This is a genomic window from Salinibacterium sp. NSLL17 (genome assembly GCF_015864935.1).
Lineage (GTDB): Bacteria > Actinomycetota > Actinomycetes > Actinomycetales > Microbacteriaceae > Rhodoglobus.
Window position 1 is genome coordinate 356,070 of record NZ_JADYWH010000001.1, and the last position, 18,802, is coordinate 374,871.

Sequence of the window (18,802 nt, forward strand, 5' to 3'; positions counted from 1 at the left end):
GTATTCGCCTAGGGTTGCAGCATGGCCAACTTCACCGCGTTCCTCTATCGCCTCGGCGCGACGGCGGCGAACATCGCGCAGAGCGTTCTGCAAGCCAACGGCGGCGGTAACGGTGATCCCCAGGTTTTCGACGAAACGTCGAAGCGCAAGCGTGACTCGGCGGCTGAAGCCAGCCCCAACGTTAAGCCCGAGGCGGGGCCCAACGCTGAGCCCGAAGCCGACCCGAGCTAAGCAAGCGACGCGCGAACGCGGTCCCGCAGTGGCTGTGGCAAGCGCTCCGTCGCGCGACGAATTGCGGGCCGCGGCAGGCGCTCCGCGTGCGTCTCGAGAAACGCGAGTACGGCATCCGGATGCACGGCTAGCAGTTCGCGCAGCACCCAACCGAGCGCGCTCGAGACTGTTTCGCGCCGGTCGTCTACGCAGTTCGCGAGCAGGCTAAGGCAGGGCTCAATCGGCATGAAGACGGCATTTTTGCCGCTGTAGTGGATCAGGCTCACCATCGCGATACGCCGTTGCCATTCGCTGTCGGCGCGGCTCCACTCCTTGAGCGTCGGATACACGAGTTCTGGCTGGTCAGCCAGCGCGAACGAATACAGCCGAGCAAGGTCGTCGGCGTGGGCCCAATTGTCGATGCGCTCGATCCAGCCGACGGCGGTGCTCCAGAGTTTGGCGCTGTCGTCAGTAGTCCAGGAGCGCGAACCGATCCGGCGCCGATAGAAATCGAGGGCCGCGAACATCACGTCGCCGTTGTTGGTCAGGTTCCAGATCTGATCCCACGCAGCGAGTGCGGATGCCGAATCCTGGTCGGTGAACGAAAAGCCAGCCGCAACCCGGCGGCGTCGGTCGGGCGTTCGGAGTCCGAGGTACTCATAGTCGGAGCGCCGGTCGGCCCGCACGAGATCGCCTCGTTCGGGCGAGATGCCGGTCTCGGTGGTGAGCGCGGAAAGCGCGCTGAGTACTTCGGCGAGGTGCTGATGCGTGTCGGAGGAACTCACGCCCAACCTTCCCACAGCACACTCCGCGCGGCGAGGCGGATGCTCGGCCGAGTGCGCACGCAGGGCAGTGCGCACGCAGGTGACCCCTACCGCGTGGGGTCGAAAACTTCGCCGTCGTCGTTTTGCACAGCCCAGCTGAACCACATCTCGAAGTAGAACGGAATCTCAGCTCCGTCTGGCCCGATGATCTGCAGCTCGCCATCAGTCTTAGTGAGCGAGACCGTGCCCTCAGCGACAGTGGTTTCGTAACTGATGCCGTCGTCGAGCGTCAGCCACGGCGCTGCCACGTGGGTGTCGCCCACCGTGAACGCCACGAAGATTTCTTTGGACGGGTAGCGGTCATCTACTCGGCTGGGCACGAAGTAGAAGCTGTCGCTGTCGTCATAGCCGGCGTAGGGATTGTTGGAGTAGTCGCGCGTATGGCCGGTAGCTTCGCTGAGCACCACGGCATCCGGGTGGCGCTGCTTGATCTCACCCAGACTGAGCAACTGGAAGCTGTGCAGCTGGAGTTCGCTCGGGTAGTGCGTGCCAGCCAAGGCGTTGCCGGTGCTCTGCTGCCAGAGCGTCTCAGTCTCGCGGTCGAACATAATCATGTTGCTCTCGAGAAGTCCGCCGCTCACTCCGAAAGTAGTGACGGTTCCGTCGGGCAGCACGCTGTCGTACACGGCTGCGCTGCCGCAGAGCGGGCAGAAGCTCACAGCGATCGGTGCACCATCGATCGTGTCGTTCACAATTTCGTGCCAGACCAGAATGTTGTAGGGGTACACCTTCGTTTCGGTGTCGCCCTGCACCACAATGGCGAGAACGTCATCCGGATGCTCGAAGTGGGCTACTGGCTCAAAGCGGGGCTCATCGATCGCCGGGATGCCATCTTTGGGCGGCCCGCCGCTGAGCGCCTGGCTGATTGCCGGGTCGGCCTGCGACCAGTCGGTGGCGGCAAAGCCTTGCTCAAGGAAAGGCGGGATATCAACCGCGCTGGATGACGAACCTGTCGTTCCCGCGGAACCGCTCGGCGAGGTGAGGTTACTGCCGCTCAATGCAATGCCCGCGACGATGGCTGTGATTCCCGCGACGGCGGCGGCAATCACGATTGCGGTTGTTCGCTTCTTCATGAGCTGGCTCCCGGTCGTGGCGCGTGGTGTTCGCCCAGACTAAGAGGAGCCTGCTATTCGTGTCTGTGACATGGCGCACAGAGCGGTCGATAGTGCGCTATCGACCGCTCTGCCGCTAAGAATTTGGTTTAGGAAACCGCGCTCGACGCCGCCCACAGGTTGATGCCGGCATCCTTGGCGTGCTCGTCGATCGCAGCCAGTTCAGCATCCTCGAACGAGAGGTTCTGAACCGCAGCAAGGTTCTGCTCAAGCTGCGTCACGCTCGAGGCGCCGATGAGGGCCGACGTGACGCGGTCGTTGCGCAGCGCCCACGAGATGGCGAGCTGCGCGAGCGACTGGCCGCGTCCGGACGCGATGTCGTTGAGCGCCTTTACGCGACCGAGCGTTTCGTCGTTGAGCATTCCCGACTTGAGCGAGCCACCCTTGGCTGCGCGCGAGTCTGCGGGAACTTCGCCGAGGTAGCGGTCAGTGAGAAGACCCTGGGCGAGCGGCGAGAAGGCGATAGTGCCCAAGCCGAGCTCTTCCACGGTGTCGAGCAGACCGTCTTCGATCCACCGGTTGAACATGGAGTACGAGGGCTGGTGGATGACCAGAGGCGTTCCGAGGTCGTTCATGATGCGCACGGCTTCGCGCGTGAGTTCGGGGGAGTAGCTCGAGATTCCGGCATAGAGCGCCCGGCCCGAGGTGACGGCGGTGTGCAGCGCACCCATCGTCTCCTCCAGAGGAGTGTCGGGGTCGGCGCGGTGGGAGTAGAAGATGTCGACGTAGTCGAGACCGAGTCGGTTGAGGGACTGGTCGAGGCTCGCGAGCAAGTACTTGCGTGATCCCATCACACCGTAGGGGCCCGGCCACATGTCGTAGCCGGCCTTGCTTGAGATGATCATCTCGTCGCGGTACGGGCGGAAGTCTTCGCGCAGAATCTGGCCGAAGTTCGACTCGGCAGAACCGGCGGGAGGGCCATAGTTGTTGGCGAGGTCGAAGTGGGTGACGCCGAGATCGAAAGCGCGGCGCAGGATGGCGCGCTGATTCGCGATCGGTTTGTCATCTCCAAAGTTCTGCCAGAGGCCGAGAGACACGGCCGGCAATTTCAGGCCACTACGCCCAACACGGCGGTAGGGCATCGGTTCGTAACGGGCATCATCAGCGACATAGACCATTCGCTAATGCTGCCATAACTTTCCTCGCTGCAGCAGGGAACGGGAGTTCCTCATCGGGACCAGTCTGCTGCTGAGTAAGTCACATCACACTTCGGGCGTGGGCGGGAGCCGTAGCATTGGCCTAATGACAAAGCCCCGCACCTCAACTCTGTGGCGCGCTGGCGTGCTTCTTGTCATTTTTGTGACAATTGTGGTCGTTGCGTTGACGGTGCAACTTCCTTCAGTGGATGAGATCCACGAGTGGACCCAGAGCGCTGGAAGCCTCGGGATTGCCCTTTTTGTGATCGGCTACGCGCTCCTCACGCTGACTCCCATTCCCAAGAGCGTGCTGAGCATGGCTGGTGGTGTCGCGTGGGGACTCTGGGTAGGCACTCTTATTGTGCTGATCGGCGCCTTGATCGGTGCGACCCTCTCGTTCTGGCTGGGCAGAGTATTAGGGCGGGATGCTGTCGAACACTTCACGGGAGGGCGAGTGCGCGCCGTCGATGAGATGTTGCAGCGCCGCGGACTGCTCTCGGTGATTGCGTTGCGACTCATCCCTGTGCTCCCGTTCACGCTCATCAACTACGCGGCAGGACTGACTGCTGTACGCATCCGGGATTACGCCCTGGGCACTGTCATCGGGATCATCCCGGGAACCTTCGCGTATGTCGCCGTTGGGGCGTACGGGGCAGAGCTCAACAGCGGGTTCTACATCGCGGTGGGAGCACTTGGCGTGCTCGCCCTAGGCGGTGTGATTATTGCGCACCGCATCCGCAAAGATGACTCGGCGCCAGAAGAAGTTGTGCCAGAGCAAGCTGCTCCAGAGCAGGCATAGTCCTGCAGGGGCGGATGATCGCCCTAAGGTCGCCGCGTCTGTCCCGCTAAGCGGGCACCGTCCACAGCGCTTCGCAGGGCAGGCTCACGGTGACGGGGTCGCCGACCGAGAGTAGATTGCCGGGAGCTGCCTCGGTGTGAACATCCGCATCTCCGACCCGCACGACAAGTTCGCGGCGCGGGCCACGTTGAACGGCAGCCGTGACGGTGCCGCGAAGCTCGCGTGGGCCTAATCTTTGGCAGGCCGCAGCATCAGGGTGGGCAACGGTAAGCCCCGCATCGCTGGAAGGGCTGCCCGTGAGACGCAGGGACGCGGTTACTGCTTCATGACGGAACACCAGCGTGGCGGGGCCCGAAGCAACGTGCGCGTCGATGGCGACGGCACCGATCGCGGAATGGTGCACGCCATTGTCGATCACGCCCGCAAAAGCATTCTTGCCGCCAAGCAACCGGGCGACGGCAAGCGACGCAGGCTGATGAAAAACATGATCAACGGTGTCGTGCTGCAGCAGTTGACCGTTCTCCAACACGACGATCCGTTCGGCCATCGCGCTCGCTTCGTCGCGGTCGTGAGTAACGAAGAGAATGGTCGGATTCACGGCCGCACGAATGCTCGCAATCATCGCGTGCATTTCATCCTTCAGCCCGGGATCCAGGGCACTGAATGGCTCATCGAGCAACAGCACCGAGGGCTTCGCTGCGAGAGCACGCGCCACGGCAACGCGCTGCTGCTGACCGCCCGAAAGCGACTGCGGCGAGCGGGAAGCGAAAGTGCCCATCTGCACCATCTCAAGATGTTCGCGGGCCTGTTCCCGCGCCTGCGCACGGCTGACGCCCGCAGCGCGATCGGCGAACGCGACATTGTCGAGCACCGTCAAATGCGGAAACAGCAGCGGGCGCTGGAACACCATCGAGATACCGCGCTGTTCCGGGAGAAGCGCGGTGACATCCCGGCCGCTGAGGCGCACACGGCCACCATTGGCATCCTCAAGACCGGCAATGATGCGCAGAATCGTGCTCTTGCCTGAGCCACTCGGCCCGACAATGGCGGTGCTCGTGCCCGGCAGAATGTCAAGGTTCACGCCGTGCAGCGCGGCTGGCGCGGTGGTCGAATAGCTCTTCGTGACAGACGTGAGCGTGATCGCAGAGGTCATCAATTCAGTGGTCATCGTTGTCTCCCTGGGTCAAGATTACGGCTGCGAGCGATGAGGCCAAGCAGAATGAGCGGCGGAATCACCGCAGACAACGACAGCACCGCCACACTTGATTCGTTGCCGACCCCGGATGCGCTTGACGCAATAATCAGCGGCAGTGTCACCAGGTGGCCACCTCCCACCACCAACGTGATGAGGTAATCGCTCCACCCGACGAGGAACGCGAGAAACGCGGACCGTGCCAGCGCCGGAGCAATCAGCGGCAGATGGATGCGCCACAACGTCAGCCGCGAACTCGCCCCGAGCGTGCGGGCGGCTTCATCGTACCCATCGTCGTAGGCGGCGTAGGCGGCACGCATCGAGAAGGTCGTATACGGAATCGCGACGGCCACCAGCACGAGAACCACGCCAACAACGGGAGGAACCCACGCCCGCAACAGCAGCACATTGAGACCGAGTACCGCAGCAAAGGGCGGCAGCATCACCGGCGAGAAAAGCAGAACGCTGATCGCCTTGCCGAAACGCACCTGACCGCGAGAAAGGGCGCGGGCGGCCATCGCACCGAGCGGGGTCGCGATCGCGGCCACGACAAGTGAGAGCGCAAGCGAATGGAGGAAAGCGCGCCCGCCCCCGTTGGCGATAGCGGCGGTGAGGCCGTCGGTGCCGGTCTCCATCGGAAACGCTGCGGGGTGCATCCATTGGTCAGCAAACGACCACAGCACGAGCGGTAAGAAAGGTAACGCGAACCACAGCGCAATCAGCGCGGTCGACAGGATGCGCAGGGCACGGGCGAGCCCGCGCGACTGGGTCAGGGGTCGACCGTGATCTCCGGGCATCCGCCGCTGCTGCTGGTTGCTGCGCGCTGTGTCGAGGTCGACGCTCGTGGTGGTGACGGTCATTGCCACGCTCGCATCCGGCGGAGTCCGAGCATGGCGAGCACGACAACGGCGGCAGTGAGAAGCAGAGTAATCACGGCAACGGCGGCCGCTTCTGGTCGCGCGGTGAGGCTAGCCGAGTTGAAGAGGCGCAGCGCCATCACCGAGAGTGGCTCGGGGTAGGTCTTGCCGAGCAGCCACGCGACCTCATACGAACCGAGCGTGTAAGCGAAAGCGATAGTGGATGCCACGAGCAGCGAAGGGGCGGCCAGCGGCAAAACGACGAAGCGCAGCCGTGCTCCGCGGTGAGCGCCGAGCACCGCGGCAGTTTCGTCGTAGGACGTGATGCGGGTGGCGAGGGTGCCGACAATGATGAGCGCGATGAACGCTGACTCTTTCCACGCGTACTCCGCGATCACGGCAAACCAGGTGGGGCCGGCGACGAGCGCGGGCCATGACTCTGGCGGGATGCCGAAAATGCGCGCGAGCACACCAGAGTCGGAGAGGAGGAGTCCAACGCTCGCGGCGCCGACGAGGTGGGGCACGGTAACGGCGGCAGCGCTGAGCGCACCCACGATGCGGCCGCCCCAGTTTCCGGAGATGATCAGCACGGCGGTGAAGAAGCCGACGACGGCAGCGATCGCGGTTGAGACGACGGCGATCCCGAGGGAGAGCAGCGCCGAGCTGAGGAGACCGTCGGTGCCTTCGAAGGCCTCAACGCTCAACGCGGGCGTGCCCACGAGGGGCATGAGGCCGAGACTTTGCACCACTGTGGTGCCGATGCCACCGATCACCACAATCGCGACCGGGATCACCGCCGGCAGCACGAGAAGGGTGGCGCGCACCCCTCGGCGTCGCGGCAGGCTCAGCATCGCTGTCATCAGCGAGCAGCGATCCTCGTGCGCCAAGCGTCATCGAGAGCGGGAACCCATTCGGCCGAAAGTTCGGGGTTGGCGTTCTGCGAAAGGATGTCAAAACTCGGCACGACGGGCGATTGCGGCAGCGCATCGAAGAGGGCACGGTCATCGGCAGAGAGAGCATCCAGATCAAGAACCGTGAACTGGCCCCACACGGCCGGGTCAGCTTTCGCGACCTGCTGCTCGACCGACAGGGCCTCGTTGGCGACGACCATGGCGCCGGCAATGTTGCCGGAGTTGCTGGGGATGCCGAAGAAGCTGGCGTTGCCGAGCGTTCCGTCGTCGACGGTCAGCACTCGCGTCGTGTCGGGCAGGGTGCCGTTCTCGACGAGGGCGGTAAGGGTGGCTGGCCCGTAGGTCATCATCATGTCGATCTCACCATCGGCAAAGAGCTTGGTGAGTTGTTCGGATGTTGCGGGGTACGTGCTGCCTTCACGCCACAGCGACGGAGCGAGGGCGTCGAGGCGGTCGAACAGCGCCGGCGAGAGTTCGTCGAAAGCCTCATCGCTGAAGGTGGATGGGACGTTCTCGTAGCCACCGGACTCGCTGTAGAGCACCGACCGCAAGAAAGCGGAGCCGGTGAAGTCGGGGGCGGCCGGATACGTGAAGCGGCCGGGGTTGGCTTCAGCCCACTCGAGGATGCCTTCGATCGTGGTTGGCGGGTTCGGCACGGTCGCCGAGTTGTAGACGAACGAGAACTGCGCTTTGTGCCAGGGCGCCTCGCAGCCGTCGACGGGGGTGCCGAAGTCTTCCGTGAGCAGCGGGTCGGTGGCGGAAACTGCCGTCATGTTAGGTAGGAGGTCTGTCCACTCGCAAAACCAGGCATCCGCCTGTTTGCCGGTGCGGAAGTTGTCGCCGTTGATCCACACGAGGTCGACAGCGCCATCCGTATTGCGGCCAGCCTGCAGCTCAGTGAAAACGCGGTTGAGCGCATCCTTGGTGTCGGCAATCGGTACGCGTTCGAGCGTGACGCCCTGCGCCGCCGCGGCCGGAGCTAGTACGTCGTCGACGTAGGCGTTGCCCTGATCGTCGCCGCCCCACATCCACAACTTCACGGTCTGGCCGTCAGCAGCAACCTGTACGTCAGACCAATCGAAGAACTCAGGACCGCTCGGAGCGGTCGTCGGCGCCGAGCACGCGCTCAGGGCCAATGCGGTCACTGCTGCCGTAGCAAGCGCGGGAAGGATGCGGCGGCGTGCGGTCGTGGAGTGTTGAGGGCGAAACGGATTGCGAATCGGCACGCACGTGCTCCTTGACGGTCGACGGAAGAGGAAGCGCCAGACACCCAGCGCAGCGAACTCTAAGACTAAGTGCGAACTTCTTCATTGCTCAGTAAGCCACATCACATACGCAGCGCGGAGCCTCGACATAACATTGGCCAAATGAAAAAGAACCGGTCCTCTTCCCTGTGGAAAGCTGGCGCGTTTGTCGTCTTCCTCATCGCAATTGTGATCGTCGCGTTCACGATCGAAATCCCGTCCGTTGACGAGATTCAAGGATGGGCGGAAGGCACCGGACTGCTGGGTGCTGTGATCTTCATCGTCGCCTACGCCGTGCTTACCCTCACTCCAGCGCCGAAAGCCGTGTTCAGCATTGCGGCCGGGCTCGCGTGGGGATTGTGGATCGGCACGCTGCTGGTGCTCGTGGGTGCCGTTATCGGCGCAGCCCTCTCCTTCTGGATTGGCCGCCTTCTCGGCCGCGATGCCGTTGAGCAGTACACCGGCGGCAAGGTTCGCGCCGTCGACGAGATGCTGCAGAAGCGCGGACTGCTCTCCATGATCGCGCTGCGCCTCATCCCGCTCATCCCCTTCACTGTTATCAATTACGCCGCTGGCCTCACCGCCGTGCGCGTGCGCGACTACATGATCGGCACCGCCGTCGGCATCATCCCCGGCACCATGGCCTTCGTCGCCGTCGGCGCCTACGGGGCCGAACTCAACAGCGGCTTCTTCATCGCCCTCGGAGCGCTCGGCGTGCTCACGATCGGCGGTGGCATCGTTGCTGGCCGGCTCCGTAAAAAGGATGCTGCGGCCGCAGCGGCTGCCGGTGAGAGCCCGGTGCTCGCGACAACCGACGACGTCACAACCGGCGACGCGGCTGCGGAGAACAACTAACGATGCTGGATGTCCAGCTGCGTCGGGCGGTCAGCAAACCTCTCAACGCAATGGCTTCCGCGCTCGACGTGCCCTGGATCACGCCCGACCGCCTCACCATCGCCGGACTCGTGATCGGGTTGAGCAGTGCGGCGCTCGCCGCAACTCAGCTCTGGGCGCTGGCCCTCGTGGCGTGGTTGCTCTCGCGAGTGTTCGACGGGCTCGACGGAACGCTGGCTCGCCGCCGGCGCGCTGCGGCATCCGTTCCCCGGCCCGCCACGGCGAGCGAAGCGGGCGGTTTTCTCGATATCGTCGCCGACTTCGTGGTTTACGGCGCGACGGTTCTGGGCGTCGCAATCGGCGCCACGACCGCCTTCGATGCGCCGTGGTGGCCGTTCTTGGTCGTGCTGTTCGCGTACTACATCAATGGCGCTGCGTTCTTGGCGTTCTCATCGATCGCTGAACGCACCGGCCGCACGCTTTCAGACGACGACAATCGCTCGCTGTTCTTTCTCGGACGCATCGCCGAGGGCGGCGAAACCGTCTTCGTTCATACCCTCTGGCTCGCGCTGCCGTTCATTGCCTGGCAGATCGCACTCGTCTGGAGCGTTGTTGTTCTCGTCAGCGCTGCCCAGCGGATGATCGTCGGCTACCGCATACTGCGCTAGCGCCGCCTTCTCGCTGGGCCGCCTCACCTCTAGTCGCGGGGCGTGCCCAACAGTGCACGCCGCACTCGAGCCAGCAGTTGGATGCCCGACTTCACGACTCCGCTCTTCAAGCGGAATTGCACGTCGGCGATCGCGGCATTCCACAGCGCATCGGTGAACGTTGGGTAGGCGTGAGTGGCGCTGGCCAGAGTGCTCGTGGAGAGTTTTGCGCTCACGGCAACCGTCAGCTCGCCGAGGCTTTCTCCGGCACGGGGGCCGACGATTGTTCCGCCGAGCACGCGCCCGCCGGAGTTCACAACGATCTGCGCGAAGCCGTCGTCGTCGCCTTCAGCAATGGCGCGATCAGTGGCACTGTGTTCGCCGGTAAAGACGCGGTGCTTTCCTTTGACGGCATCCGCTGCGGTGAGGCCAACCGCGGCAATTTCGGGCGAGGTGAATGTCACACGCGGCACGACTGCGTCGTTGAATTTGCGGCGCAATCCGAGGATGGCGTTAGTGCCGGCAGTGCTGCCGCTCACGCCGGCAACGTGGCTGAACTTCGGCAGCCCGGCGACGTCTCCCGCCGACCAAATGTGTTTGTTTGTGGTGCGCAGCGAGGCATCCACGTCAACGTAGCCCTGATCGGTGACGGCAACGCCAGCCGTTTCGGGGGAGAGAGTGTCGAGGTTGGGGGTGCGGCCGATAGCGGCGAGCAGGCGATCGAAGGGAACGCGGGTTCCATCATCGAGCACGAGTTCGCCACTGAGGCCATCGCTCGAGACGACCTCAACGGCGCTGCGGTTGTGCAGCATGGTGATGCCGTCGCGCTCGAACGTGGCGTGAAGCACCGCGCTCGCGCGCTCTTCTTCGCCGGGGAGGATGCGGCTGCTGCGGTTCACGATCGTGACGTCAGAACCGAGCCGTGCCATTGCTTGGCCGAGCTCGCTGCCGATTGCGCCGCCACCGAGAACCACTAAGCGTTGAGGGAGTTCGTCGAGTTCCCAGATGGTGTCGCTCGTGAGTATCTGAACGCTGTCCGCGCCGGGGAAAGAGGGAACGCGCGGCACGGTGCCGGTCGCGATGACCGCCTGCACGAAGGTGTGGCGAGTGCCGTCGATCTCGAGAGAGTGGCGCCCCGTGAAGCGAGCATCGCCGTGGGCGACTTCGATGCCGAACTCGGCAAAGGCTTCAACCGAGTCGTGTGGTTCGATCGTGGCTACCGCATCCTGAACGTGGCCCATCGCGCGAGCGAAATCGACCGTCACGTTCTCGGCGATGACGCCAAAGCGTTCCGAGGTGCGCGCAACGTGCGCGGCATGAGCGGCAGCAATCAGTGACTTGGAGGGCACGCAGCCGGTCCATAAGCAGTCCCCACCGAGGCGGTGTCGTTCGACAAGCAGCACGCGTGCTCCAAAACGGGCGGCGGTCTTGCTGGCGACAATTCCGGCGCTGCCGGAGCCGATGACGATGAGATCCCACTGAGCGGGCATGCGTGTTCCTTTCGAGAGGGCGTTTGCCCCCAGTCATGTTTAGCAGCGCATTGTTCAGCGAACCGTACGCTAGATCACAGTTCGCAGGGAGGGCTCGCCCGTAACATCGGGTCATGGCTACCGAAACTAACGCGAACACCGTTCCTGCTGACGCTCCCCGCTACGACGGGCTCAAGGCCGTCTTCATTAACTGCACGCTCAAGAAGAGCCCCGAGATGAGCCACACCCAGGGGCTCATGGATTCCAGCATCCAGCTGATGCGCAGTGCCGGAGTGCACGTCGACAACGTGCGCTTCATTGACCACGACATCGCGATCGGCGTCTACCCCGACATGCGCGAACACGGCTGGGAGAAGGACGCCTGGATGGACGAAGTCTGGCCCCTCATCGAAGCGGCAGACATCCTCGTCATCGGCGGACCAATCTGGCTGGGCGACAACTCCTCTGTCACCCGGATGCTCATCGAGCGCCTCTACGCGATGAGTGGCGAGTTCAACGACAAGGGCCAGTACGTCTTCTATGGCAAGGTTGGCGGCGCGCTCTTCACCGGCAACGAGGATGGCGTGAAGCACTCCGCCATGTCGGTTCTCTACAGCCTTCAGCACATTGGTTACGTCATCCCGCCCGCAGCGGATGCCGGCTGGCTCGGCGAAATCGGCCCCGGCCCCAGCTACCTCGACGAGGGTTCAGGCGGCCTCGAGAACGACTTCACGAACCGCAACACGACTTTCATGTCGTGGAACCTCATGCACATGGCCTCGATTCTCAAGAACGCCGGCGGCATCCCCGCTTACGGAAACACACGTAAAGCGTGGAACGACGGCGAGCACTTCGGCTTCGAAGCCAACCCCGAATACCGCTAGGCGCACGACATGGCTTGGAAGAAATACCGCTTCGGCACGCAATTTTACGATGCGATGTCTGGCGAATGGGCGGTCTATCGTTCAGGCCGTGTTGCCGGTATCGAGCTCATGGGGCTGCGCCCGGGAGACACTGTTGTGGATCTCGGCTGCGGCACCGGGCTCAGCTTTGAGTTGCTCGTCGATGCGGTTGGCCCAACGGGCCAGGTGATTGGCGTCGATGCGAGTGCCCAGATGTTGCAGGTCGCGGCCAAGCGGGCGGCCCGCAAAGGCTGGTCGAACGTGCGTGTCGTACAGGCGGATGCCACGAAAATGTCGGCAGAAGATCTTGCGATAGATGGTTTAGCACCCACCATCGATGCCGTCTTCTCGGCTTACGCGCTCAGTGTGATGGGGAGCCACCCCGAAGTGCTGGCAGAAGCAGAACGGCTGCTCACCCCTGGTGGTCGAGTCGGCATCGTCGACATGCAGCGACCTGTGGGGATGGCGAAAGTGTTCACCCCGCTCGCGCGCCTCGCGTGCCGAATGGGTGGCGCCGATATCGAAGCGCATCCGTGGAAGTGGCTAACCGAGCGTGCCGACGACGTGCTGCAGGCAAGCCGTCGCGGCGGTCACATTCAAGCCGTCACGGGAACACTCAAGTGAGCATGTCATGATGGATCCGTGTGGCGAGAGAGTGGCGTCAGCCCCGGTGGCGGGCGAACGCCCGTGGTCGCCTCAGCGAAGGGATCCTGAACCACTCATGCCGATCGACAACGGTTCATTTAGTTGCCTCAGCGAAGTCGACCTGTTCGCCGACCTCTCGCCTGCCGAGATCGAGCAGATGGATCGCATGGCGCCCTCGCGCTCGTATTCGCTCGGCGAAATGGTCTTCAGCCAGAGCCAGCCCGTCACGGCACTCTTCATTCTGAAGAAGGGCCGCATCCGCATCTTCCGGGTCACCGAAGACGGCAAGGCGCTGACGATGGCCATTCTTGAGCCCGGAGCAGTCTTTGGCGAAATGATGATGGTTGGCCAGCGCATGTACGACAACTACGCCGAAGCGATCGACAACGTCGAAATCTGTCTCCTCAATACGGCGGATGTCGAGCGGTACCTTCTTGCCGACCCACGCATCGCGATCCGTATTTCACGTCACCTCGGCGAGCAAGTGGTTCGGCTCGAAGAGCGCCTCACCGATCTTGCGTTGCGCCCGCTGCAATCGCGCGTGTGCAGCACCCTGGTGCGCTTGGCGGAAACCTCGCGCACCCCACGCTTCGCGAACCCCACGATTCGACTCAGTCACGACCAGCTCGCTGGGCTCCTCGGCGCGACCCGCGAATCCACGAGCAAGGCCATGTCTGATCTGGCCAGCCGCGGCATCATCCGGCAGGGCCGCGCCCGCGTCGTCATTCTCGATGCGGATGCCCTCGGCCAGCTTGCGCGTCAGTCCAGCTAGGGCGCTTGCGAACGCTCCGCTCACACGGTGAAGTAATTCTTACTCACGCGCAGGGTAGAGCGGTTGGTCTACCTTGCTGTCATGGATGTTCTTCAAGGCCCAAAAACAGGGGTGGCGAGTTCACCCGTTCGCGCGATCGTAGCGTCAGCCGGAGCGTTTCTCGTTGCGCTTTCGCTGGCTGGGTGCACGCCAGAAAGTCCCGCTGACGGTGACGCCACTCCTCCTGCGCCAGCCGTAACATCGGAACCAGAAACTGATCCGGTCGTGGCTCCGCTGGTCATTCCCGAGTGCGACGCGCTGCTGTCGATCAGTACCGCCCGTTTCCTCTATACCGACAACACTGAGCTCATTGAAGAGGAAACTCCCGGACAGGCTCGGAACTTTCAAGAGGTGCCAATCACCACGATTGATACGATCCTCGCGAACGCGACAGAGTCCCGGCAGTGTCTGTGGGGGATCCCCAGTTCTGATTCCTTCTTCACGCTGGCTATTGCCGATATCTCAGAGGACGATGCCATTGCCCTCGAAACCGAAACGCTCGCAGCGTCGTACTCGGGCTTGCGGGGCGGCAACTTTTCGATGTTTTCCCTTCACGTCGATGGGCCGGTCGGGCCCGTGGGCAGCAACCACTTTGTCATCGACGACCTCTGGCTCTATTCGACCGCCTACGACCTGCCCGCCACGATTACAGTCGTCGACAGTGCACTTCTCCAGATCCGCAACGCGAATCCCAGCCGAGATTACTAATGCACATTCTGCGTGGGCCGATGGGTGAGAGGCGCTCTCTTCCACCCGGCGGGTTGCGGGGTTACTCTTCAATCATGAACAGTGGGTGGGGCGAAAAATTGGTACTCGGGCGTCGACAACAGACGCGGATGATGGTGGCTGCGGCATCCGCACTGCTCGTGAGTGGGGTGCTTGCCGGGTGCGTTCCCGCGGCGCCAGAAAGTTCAACGACATCGAGCGCGCCTTCGGCCACTGCCTCACCGAGCTCCACTCCGATTCCGACGCCGGATCCGCTGATCCTTCCCGGCTGCGACACTTTGCTGCCGTTGAGCGACGCGAAGAGTCTGTTCTCTCCCTCAACCGTTGTCTTGGGCGCTGACGACACGATTCCGATTCGCGGCGATGAACTGCCCGAAATCGAGACCGCGGCAGGCAACGCCTCGATCGCCAAGAATTGCATTTGGGGTGTTCCGAACTCCGATGGTGGCTTCACCGTGATCGTCACCGACATTTCAGAGGCGGATGCCACGAACCTCCAAGACGCGCTGCTAGCAACGGGATTCACCGGTGCAAGCGCGGGAACGGTGACAACGCTGGAGAAGGAGTTCGAAACCGCCGTCGGGTGGAGCGCTCAGACTCACTACTTCGTGAGCGACCTCTGGGTGTACGTCTCCGGCACGAGCACCGAGCTCACGGTTAACGTCGCCGACGCGGTGCTCGACGAAGTGCGAATGGCGAACCCCACCCGCACCTACTGATTCGAAAGGGAAACCCATGAGTGAGCACCTGCGACCTGTCCGAGGTTCAATCGCTGCGGCATCCGCTGCCCTGATCGTGCTCACGCTTACCGGTTGTGTGCAAGCGGAAACCCAGACCGCGACCGAACCATCAGCGGTGCCGTCAAGCGAGCCAACCGAACCCAGCACTGCACCAACGCCCACTGTCGAGCCTCTCGTTCTCCCCGAGTGCGAGACGCTCATACCGTTGGTTGATGTGCGGGAATTTGCCCATGAATGGACGGAGTTGTTGCAGGAGGATGACGCTGTCCCTTTTCGCGAGATGGAACTCGCCGAACTTGAACCGATTTCTCAGAACGCCACGACCGCTCGGAGGTGCCTCTGGGGGCTGCCAAGCTCTGAGTATGGTTTCGAGGTCACCGTCGCTGGCGTCTCTGAAAACGATGCGGCTAATCTCATGACTGCACTGCGCGACGAAGGGTTTTCAGAGCAAGTGGCGGGCAGCGCGAGCACATTCGAGTTCTTGACCGTGCAGGCGGGAAGCGACTTTTTCACCAGCCATTATTTCGATGGTGATTTGTGGCTCAGGGTGGCAGCTCCTCCGTACAACGAGTTCGCTGCCGATGTCACCGCGCGAGTACTCGAGCAGATTCGCGTAGCGAACCCCACGCGCGCCTACTGACTCCTGTCTTCCTCCGCTAACGTCAGTAGCAACCATCCGTGAGCCTTCGGGCGCACGACTTGTCTCCCCGCCGCGCGGTGATAGTTGTGGATGGTCGGCGTGTGGTGGCAATCAAAACGACCGTAAATCAAGTTTGCACAGTCAATCTTGATCATGTACGTTTTGTCTAGCCATCCAATGACGGATACGGCCTAGGAAGGAACCTGGATCCAAGTGACTACACCTCTTGATTCCAAGAAATTGCGAGGCTTCGGCATCGCAGGACTCTTGGTAACAGCACTCACGCTCTCCGCCTGCACAGCCCCCGCAGAAGAATCCACGCCCGACGCCGGCGACCTCCTGATTTCTCAGGAAGCCTGCGACCGCAACGCCGCGGTGGGCACCATCACCTACATCTCCGGCTACGGATACTCGGCCAGCGCTGGCCAGCTCGACGTATTCCTCGCCGAAGAGCTCGGCTACTTCAAGGACCTGTGCCTTGACGTAGAGATCAATGCCTCCGGTGCGAACGGACAACAGCTCGTTTCCTCCGGCCAGGCCGAATTCACCGCCCTCGGTTCGGCATCCGATGTCATGCTTGCCGCCGCCAACAGCAAGAACCTCACCGCGGTAGCGACCTACGGCAACACCCCGCCGTTCTCGATCTTCGCCAACGAAAAGATCGAGAGCCTCAAGGATCTCGAAGGTGGTTCGCTCGGCTATTTCATCAACCTCACCCCGATCGCATCCGCCATGTTGGATGCCGCTGACGTCGATGTCAGCAAGGTCGAACTGATCAAGATGACCAACTACGACCCCACCGTGGTCACCCGCGGACAGGTCGACGCCATTGTCGGCTACGCCTCTAACCAGCCCGAGAACCTTCGCGCTCAGGGTCTGCCGTTTAGCGAGTTCTTCCCCTCTGATGTGGGTGTCGAAGGCACCTACAACGTCATGGAGATCAACTCCGAGTTCCTCGCCGACAACCGCGAAGTCGCCGCTGACTTCATGCGCGCATCGCTGCACGCCCTGCAGTTCTGCCTCGACAGCTCCGACGAGTGCCTCGACATGATCGCCCAGCTCGCCGAAGACAACGGTCAAGGCTCTGCTTTCCCGCGCGAACAGCTCGAGCGCACCTGGAATGTGGAATCGCAGTGGGTCGAGGACAGCAACAGTGGGCTCCCCGGAACCCAGACTGCTGCTGACTGGGAGGCCGAGTACGAACTCGTGAAGAAGTTCGGCAACGTCGACACCCTTCCCGCTATCACCGACATGATGGATGAAACGCTCGTCGCTGATCTCTATGCAGACGGCGAACTGATCTGGCCGGGCAACTAACCCGACCACCCCGCTCGGATGCCGCACCAACCCACCCGGTGCGGCATCCGGCTTCACAACTCAGGGAGTAACTGTGGAAACCGCACAGCCACACGCGGGCGTTCATATCGAGAACGTCTCTAAGAGCTTCGGCCCTGATGGGGCTCGCACGCTCGTGCTCAATCAGGTGAGCCTCTCGATCAAGATGGGCGAGTTCGTCTCCGTGATCGGACCAAGCGGTTGCGGCAAGTCGACACTGCTCAAGACGGTCGCTGGTCTCATCGACGCCGACAGCGGCACCGTCATGGTCGACGGGATGACGGTGAAAGCCGCGACGAAGAACAAGATGATTGGTCTTGTTCCCCAGTCCCCAGCGCTGCTCCCGTGGCGCACTGTGCTCGACAATGTGCGGCTGCCGATGACGGTGAACCCGAAAGCGAATGCGAACCGCAACCTGCGAGACCCTCGCGAGATTCTGGAGTCGTTCGGGTTGGGTGCCGCGCTCGACAAGTACCCCGGTCAGCTCTCGGGCGGAATGCAGCAGCGGGTCGCTATTGCCCGCGCGTTCGTGTTCGACCCGAGTGTGTTGCTCATGGACGAGCCCTTCTCGGCACTCGACGAAATGAACCGTGATGCTCAACGTTTGGGGCTGCTCGATTTTTGGCAGTCCAACCGCAAGGCCGTCATGTTCGTGACCCACTCGGTGCCGGAGGCAATCATGCTCTCTGACCGCATCGTCGTGATGGGAGCCCACCCGGGCCACATCGCCGAGATCATCGATGTTCTCCTGCCGCGCCCTCGCACGATCGACGTGTACGCGACCGACGAATTCCGTGACCTTGAAGGCCAAGTTCGTGGCACGTTGCGCGAAGTGATGGGACAAAAGAGTGCCTAAGTCACGCAAGAACGAGGACACCATGTCAACAACCGACACGTCAGCGCTCGCCGTTCAGGCGGCCACGAGCGCTACCGGCCGACGCTTCTCACCGTTGGCCTCGGCCAAGTTCAAACAGAATCTGCGCTGGAGCAACTGGGCTCCCGCCGTCATCACCTTTGTGATTGCTGCTGCGCTCTGGCAGATCACCGCGATCGCGAACCCGTACGTGATTCCGACCATCGACCAGGTGTGGGTGAGCCTCATCAACGATGCCGACACTTACTGGGCGAACATGCTCGTGACGGGGCTTGAGGTTCTGGTCGGTGCCAGCTCCGGCATCATCGCCGGTTTCATTCTGGCGATCATCATGGCTGAGTTTCAGGTCATGGAACGCGCGGTCATGCCGCTCGTCGTTGTCGTCATGGTTACGCCGATCGTGGCCATCGCACCGGCTCTGGTCGTGGCCTTCGGCTTCGGCATGACGCCCAAGTTCATTGTGACCGCACTGGTCGTGTTCTTCCCCATGCTCGTCAACTCGCTTGCCGGGCTGCGAGATGTGGATGACCGAGCTCTCGACGTGATGAAGACACTGCATGCCAGCCGCTGGGAGATCTTCCGCGACCTGCGTTTCACCGGGTCAATGCCCTACGTCTTCGCGGGACTGCGCATTGCGCTTCCCCTCGCGATCGTCGGTGCGGCCGTTGCCGAGTTCGTCGCCGCCGGCCAACAGGCAGGGCTCGGATCCCTCGTGACGATCGCCGCAGCCCAAGCCAACTTGCCCGTCACCTGGGCCAGCATCACCTTGCTCTGCTTCATGGGCGTCGTGCTCATTTCACTGCTCGCTCTCGTGCGCAAGCGAGTGCTGTGGTGGAGCGATGGAGCCGCCGTCGGCCGCTAGTTTTCGGCTCCGCCCACCTTTTCCCGCTACCA

21 protein-coding genes are annotated in these 18,802 nt (G+C 62.7%); 13 read left to right on the forward strand and 8 right to left on the reverse strand.

Translation table 11 applies throughout. The annotated features are described in order from the left end of the window. Positions 1-21: 21 nt before the first annotated feature. Positions 22-231 (forward strand): hypothetical protein, encoded by a 210-nt coding sequence (locus tag I6E51_RS01770; protein ID WP_197109239.1) that lies wholly within the window; start codon positions 22-24, stop codon positions 229-231. Here the strand turns inward: I6E51_RS01770 and I6E51_RS01775 are convergent. The 3 genes from I6E51_RS01775 to mgrA form a co-directional block, all read right to left on the reverse strand. Continuing rightward, a complete protein-coding gene (locus I6E51_RS01775) occupies positions 228-995 on the reverse strand; it encodes a DNA alkylation repair protein (protein WP_197109240.1) in 768 nt (255 codons plus the stop codon). The two genes, I6E51_RS01770 and I6E51_RS01775, sit on opposite strands and share 4 nt — an antisense overlap. 86 nt (positions 996-1,081) lie before the next feature. Beyond that, positions 1,082-2,107: a DUF3179 domain-containing protein gene (locus I6E51_RS01780; RefSeq protein WP_197109241.1), complete on the reverse strand. Its 1,026-nt coding sequence runs from the start codon at positions 2,105-2,107 to the stop codon at positions 1,082-1,084. A 128-nt stretch (positions 2,108-2,235) separates the two neighbouring features. Continuing rightward, on the reverse strand, positions 2,236-3,264 hold the full coding sequence (gene mgrA, locus I6E51_RS01785) for an L-glyceraldehyde 3-phosphate reductase (protein ID WP_197106786.1): 1,029 nt from the start codon (positions 3,262-3,264) through the stop codon (positions 2,236-2,238). A 124-nt stretch (positions 3,265-3,388) separates the two neighbouring features. On the opposite strand from mgrA, the gene I6E51_RS01790 reads away from it, so the two are divergent. Beyond that, entirely contained in the window at positions 3,389-4,081 is a 693-nt protein-coding gene (locus tag I6E51_RS01790) for a TVP38/TMEM64 family protein (protein WP_197109242.1), read from the forward strand. A 46-nt stretch (positions 4,082-4,127) separates the two neighbouring features. Here the strand turns inward: I6E51_RS01790 and I6E51_RS01795 are convergent, their stop codons facing one another. From I6E51_RS01795 to I6E51_RS01810, 4 genes are read right to left on the reverse strand one after another with little or no spacing between them, the layout of a single operon-like run. Continuing rightward, positions 4,128-5,249, reverse strand: coding sequence for an ABC transporter ATP-binding protein (locus tag I6E51_RS01795; RefSeq protein WP_197109243.1), 1,122 nt, complete (start codon positions 5,247-5,249; stop codon positions 4,128-4,130). Next, entirely contained in the window at positions 5,246-6,133 is an 888-nt protein-coding gene (locus I6E51_RS01800) for an ABC transporter permease (protein WP_231599619.1), read from the reverse strand. The genes I6E51_RS01795 and I6E51_RS01800 overlap by 4 nt, the downstream gene beginning before the upstream one ends. Continuing rightward, positions 6,130-6,990: an ABC transporter permease subunit gene (locus I6E51_RS01805; protein WP_231599620.1), complete on the reverse strand. Its 861-nt coding sequence runs from the start codon at positions 6,988-6,990 to the stop codon at positions 6,130-6,132. The genes I6E51_RS01800 and I6E51_RS01805 overlap by 4 nt, the downstream gene beginning before the upstream one ends. After that, entirely contained in the window at positions 6,990-8,267 is a 1,278-nt protein-coding gene (locus I6E51_RS01810) for an ABC transporter substrate-binding protein (protein WP_197109245.1), read from the reverse strand. The genes I6E51_RS01805 and I6E51_RS01810 overlap by 1 nt, the downstream gene beginning before the upstream one ends. Before the next feature lie 141 nt (positions 8,268-8,408). On the opposite strand from I6E51_RS01810, the gene I6E51_RS01815 reads away from it, so the two are divergent. Continuing rightward, complete coding sequence (locus tag I6E51_RS01815; RefSeq protein WP_197109246.1) at positions 8,409-9,140, forward strand: TVP38/TMEM64 family protein; 732 nt, start codon at positions 8,409-8,411, stop codon at positions 9,138-9,140. Between the two features lie 50 nt (positions 9,141-9,190). Continuing rightward, positions 9,191-9,787 carry a CDP-alcohol phosphatidyltransferase family protein gene (locus I6E51_RS01820; RefSeq protein ID WP_231599621.1) on the forward strand — a complete coding sequence of 199 codons (597 nt, stop codon included), beginning with the start codon at positions 9,191-9,193 and terminating at the stop codon, positions 9,785-9,787. A 29-nt stretch (positions 9,788-9,816) separates the two neighbouring features. On the opposite strand, the gene I6E51_RS01825 is transcribed toward I6E51_RS01820, so the two are convergent. Further along, entirely contained in the window at positions 9,817-11,256 is a 1,440-nt protein-coding gene (locus tag I6E51_RS01825; protein WP_197109248.1) for an NAD(P)/FAD-dependent oxidoreductase, read from the reverse strand. A gap of 113 nt (positions 11,257-11,369) precedes the next feature. Here I6E51_RS01825 and I6E51_RS01830 point away from each other — a divergent pair, with 113 nt between their 5' ends. The 9 genes from I6E51_RS01830 to I6E51_RS01870 all read left to right on the forward strand — a co-directional run bounded on the left by I6E51_RS01830 (position 11,370) and on the right by I6E51_RS01870 (position 18,770). After that, complete coding sequence (locus I6E51_RS01830) at positions 11,370-12,119, forward strand: flavodoxin family protein (RefSeq protein WP_197106778.1); 750 nt, start codon at positions 11,370-11,372, stop codon at positions 12,117-12,119. Between the two features lie 9 nt (positions 12,120-12,128). Then, positions 12,129-12,761 carry a class I SAM-dependent methyltransferase gene (locus I6E51_RS01835; RefSeq protein WP_197106777.1) on the forward strand — a complete coding sequence of 211 codons (633 nt, stop codon included), beginning with the start codon at positions 12,129-12,131 and terminating at the stop codon, positions 12,759-12,761. Positions 12,762-12,858: 97 nt separating this feature from the next. Beyond that, a complete protein-coding gene (locus I6E51_RS01840) occupies positions 12,859-13,554 on the forward strand; it encodes a Crp/Fnr family transcriptional regulator (protein WP_197106776.1) in 696 nt (231 codons plus the stop codon). A gap of 81 nt (positions 13,555-13,635) precedes the next feature. Next, on the forward strand, positions 13,636-14,301 hold the full coding sequence (locus I6E51_RS01845) for a hypothetical protein (protein WP_197109249.1): 666 nt from the start codon (positions 13,636-13,638) through the stop codon (positions 14,299-14,301). Positions 14,302-14,375: 74 nt separating this feature from the next. Next, the gene (locus tag I6E51_RS01850; protein ID WP_197106774.1) at positions 14,376-15,038 is read left to right on the forward strand and encodes a hypothetical protein; all 663 of its coding nucleotides are present in this window, start codon (positions 14,376-14,378) and stop codon (positions 15,036-15,038) included. A gap of 16 nt (positions 15,039-15,054) precedes the next feature. Beyond that, positions 15,055-15,699, forward strand: coding sequence for a hypothetical protein (locus tag I6E51_RS01855; protein ID WP_197109250.1), 645 nt, complete (start codon positions 15,055-15,057; stop codon positions 15,697-15,699). Between the two features lie 213 nt (positions 15,700-15,912). Beyond that, positions 15,913-17,016, forward strand: a complete 1,104-nt coding sequence (locus I6E51_RS01860) for an ABC transporter substrate-binding protein (protein ID WP_307783764.1) — start codon at positions 15,913-15,915, stop codon at positions 17,014-17,016. Between the two features lie 73 nt (positions 17,017-17,089). Next, positions 17,090-17,890, forward strand: coding sequence for an ABC transporter ATP-binding protein (locus I6E51_RS01865; protein ID WP_197109251.1), 801 nt, complete (start codon positions 17,090-17,092; stop codon positions 17,888-17,890). Positions 17,891-17,912: 22 nt separating this feature from the next. Beyond that, positions 17,913-18,770 (forward strand): ABC transporter permease, encoded by an 858-nt coding sequence (locus tag I6E51_RS01870; protein WP_197109252.1) that lies wholly within the window; start codon positions 17,913-17,915, stop codon positions 18,768-18,770. Positions 18,771-18,802 lie beyond the last annotated feature (32 nt).

Bases quoted from the DNA above. Each gene is read 5' to 3' on its own strand.
- I6E51_RS01820 (WP_231599621.1), top strand. From the start codon at position 9,191: ATGGCTTCCGCGCTCGACGTGCCCTGGATCACGCCCGACCGCCTCACC.
- I6E51_RS01845 (WP_197109249.1), top strand. From the start codon at position 13,636: ATGGATGTTCTTCAAGGCCCAAAAACAGGGGTGGCGAGTTCACCCGTT.
- I6E51_RS01835 (WP_197106777.1), top strand. From the start codon at position 12,129: ATGGCTTGGAAGAAATACCGCTTCGGCACGCAATTTTACGATGCGATG.
- I6E51_RS01830 (WP_197106778.1), top strand. From the start codon at position 11,370: ATGGCTACCGAAACTAACGCGAACACCGTTCCTGCTGACGCTCCCCGC.
- I6E51_RS01780 (WP_197109241.1), bottom strand. From the start codon at position 2,107: ATGAAGAAGCGAACAACCGCAATCGTGATTGCCGCCGCCGTCGCGGGA.
- I6E51_RS01870 (WP_197109252.1), top strand. From the start codon at position 17,913: ATGTCAACAACCGACACGTCAGCGCTCGCCGTTCAGGCGGCCACGAGC.
- I6E51_RS01770 (WP_197109239.1), top strand. From the start codon at position 22: ATGGCCAACTTCACCGCGTTCCTCTATCGCCTCGGCGCGACGGCGGCG.
- I6E51_RS01825 (WP_197109248.1), bottom strand. From the start codon at position 11,256: ATGCCCGCTCAGTGGGATCTCATCGTCATCGGCTCCGGCAGCGCCGGA.
- I6E51_RS01805 (WP_231599620.1), bottom strand. From the start codon at position 6,990: ATGACAGCGATGCTGAGCCTGCCGCGACGCCGAGGGGTGCGCGCCACC.
- mgrA (WP_197106786.1), bottom strand. From the start codon at position 3,264: ATGGTCTATGTCGCTGATGATGCCCGTTACGAACCGATGCCCTACCGC.
- I6E51_RS01850 (WP_197106774.1), top strand. From the start codon at position 14,376: ATGAACAGTGGGTGGGGCGAAAAATTGGTACTCGGGCGTCGACAACAG.
- I6E51_RS01800 (WP_231599619.1), bottom strand. From the start codon at position 6,133: ATGACCGTCACCACCACGAGCGTCGACCTCGACACAGCGCGCAGCAAC.
- I6E51_RS01815 (WP_197109246.1), top strand. From the start codon at position 8,409: ATGAAAAAGAACCGGTCCTCTTCCCTGTGGAAAGCTGGCGCGTTTGTC.
- I6E51_RS01840 (WP_197106776.1), top strand. From the start codon at position 12,859: ATGCCGATCGACAACGGTTCATTTAGTTGCCTCAGCGAAGTCGACCTG.
- I6E51_RS01795 (WP_197109243.1), bottom strand. From the start codon at position 5,249: ATGACCACTGAATTGATGACCTCTGCGATCACGCTCACGTCTGTCACG.
- I6E51_RS01855 (WP_197109250.1), top strand. From the start codon at position 15,055: ATGAGTGAGCACCTGCGACCTGTCCGAGGTTCAATCGCTGCGGCATCC.
- I6E51_RS01790 (WP_197109242.1), top strand. From the start codon at position 3,389: ATGACAAAGCCCCGCACCTCAACTCTGTGGCGCGCTGGCGTGCTTCTT.